This is a genomic window from Bacillus sp. (in: firmicutes) (genome assembly GCA_012842745.1).
Lineage (GTDB): Bacteria > Bacillota > Bacilli > Bacillales > Bacillaceae_J > Schinkia.
This window is the reverse complement of sequence record DUSF01000021.1, coordinates 1-1,707: the sequence shown is the minus strand read 5'-3', so window position 1 is coordinate 1,707 and position 1,707 is coordinate 1. Positions and strand designations below refer to the sequence as shown.

Here is a 1,707-nt window from a genome sequence, read left to right as displayed (position 1 = left end):
CTATATTTCCAGATTATAAATAGCAATTATCTGGTGAAGATTGGGGATTGGTCTGCTCTAATGGACACAATGGGTGCTGTTGTGTTCGCCTCAGCAATTCTTCTCGCTGTTACCATCATATTAAATGCAATGACTCTGATTTTATATCGTGCCAAAATAGCAAAGTAGTATGTAAAATTATAGTTTATGAATAAGTGACATGGGCGTTTCTACAACAGCAGTGGGAACGCTTTTTCACCAATGGATCAGGATAGTGCAAGAAGGATTTCATCATCCATCATAGAATAATTAAAGATACTTTAAAAATTAGAGGTAAATAAACAATGATAAATAACCAATTTCAGGAAGTTATGAATAATACAAAGTGGGAAGAAATTCGAGAAGCAATGTTAGATTCCCCCAATGTTCACCAATGGAGGACAAAAGATATTGAAACAGGCTACATATGCCCTTGGGATGATGAATGGTTTTATCATTTTAGGATTGGCGGTTATAAATGTATTGAATGGTTAGAGATAAAGACAGAAACCCAAGAAATAAGGAATGAAGTTTTAGAAGTTCTAAAATGTATCTACGTTCCTGGAGAGGCACTTGATGATGTGATTAGGGTTTATGGGTACGTTGAAATCGGCAAACTTGTTGACTATCTTTAAAACTCCTTCTTCAGCTAACGGGGCGATGTTTTAATACGATGATCGCTTTTTTTATTCAGGTAACAGGTAGGTTATTGGTTATAAAAGAATGAGTTTAAACAACTTTCTTCTTTAAAGTAACGAAGAATAAAAAGAACGTTACCTAAATTCTTTGCATTCAAGAACTGTTATTATTCAGTGCTATTGTATTTATCATCTGAATTTTGGGTCATTTCGAAAACCTTGGTTGATCAGATTGATATATTCTATGATGAAAAAATTTCATTGAAAAATACCATTAATATATGAAAAGTTAGGAGATGAATTTATGAGGAATAATATTTTTCTTTCAATTTTATCTATTATGATTGTTACTATTATGTCAGCATGTACACAAGATAATAGTAACGATTTAACGGAAAACGATAAGGTAACAACAACGAGTCAAAACAACGAAACTTATACAATGGGACTATCAACTGATGATCAGGAAAGAATTGCCCGAATGGAAAAAGGAATCCTTTTGTATGGTGAAAGTACTAAGGGAGGCTATTTCTCAACAAGGGTACATAGTGCTTACTTGGAAGAAACTAATCCAAGTTCAATTGTTGTTAATGTGACTATTAAAAATGTTCGAGGGGAACAGATTGACATTTCTGAATTGAAATATCATTTAAATGATGAAAAAAGTAAAAAATCATATAATGGAAAAGTTCTTACTGACAAAATTCCATCGGAAACAATCATACTGGCAAACGAATCAAGAGAACTAAATATTTCTTTTGATGTTCCTGAAATCACAGATGAATATATGTTTTCTGTTGAGAGTTCTTTAGACCCAGTGGATATTCGTTGGAAAATTGACAACTTAAAATAAGTGGAAGTTTAATTAAAGAAATAACTACGCCATAGTCAAACTGTACTTATTTCACGAACGGGTGCGATTGCGGTGCGAAATGTTCCTAGTTTAAATGGTGTATGGTCACATTTATCCGGTAAAGACTAGGCAATTCCTTATGGAATTGAAGGATTATATCGAAGAATCAAATGAAAAGGTAACGCTTGGAAGGGTTCT

The 1,707-nt window shown here is 33.0% G+C and carries 2 protein-coding genes; both read left to right on the top strand.

The window, feature by feature from the left end:
- Nucleotides 1–323: 323 nt before the first annotated feature.
- Complete coding sequence (locus GX497_02885) at nt 324–653, top strand: hypothetical protein (GenBank protein HHY72170.1); 330 nt, start codon at nt 324–326, stop codon at nt 651–653.
- 307 nt (nt 654–960) lie between these two features.
- Nucleotides 961–1,509 (top strand): hypothetical protein, encoded by a 549-nt coding sequence (locus tag GX497_02880; GenBank protein HHY72169.1) that lies wholly within the window; start codon nt 961–963, stop codon nt 1,507–1,509.
- The last annotated feature ends 198 nt before the right edge of the window (nt 1,510–1,707 follow it).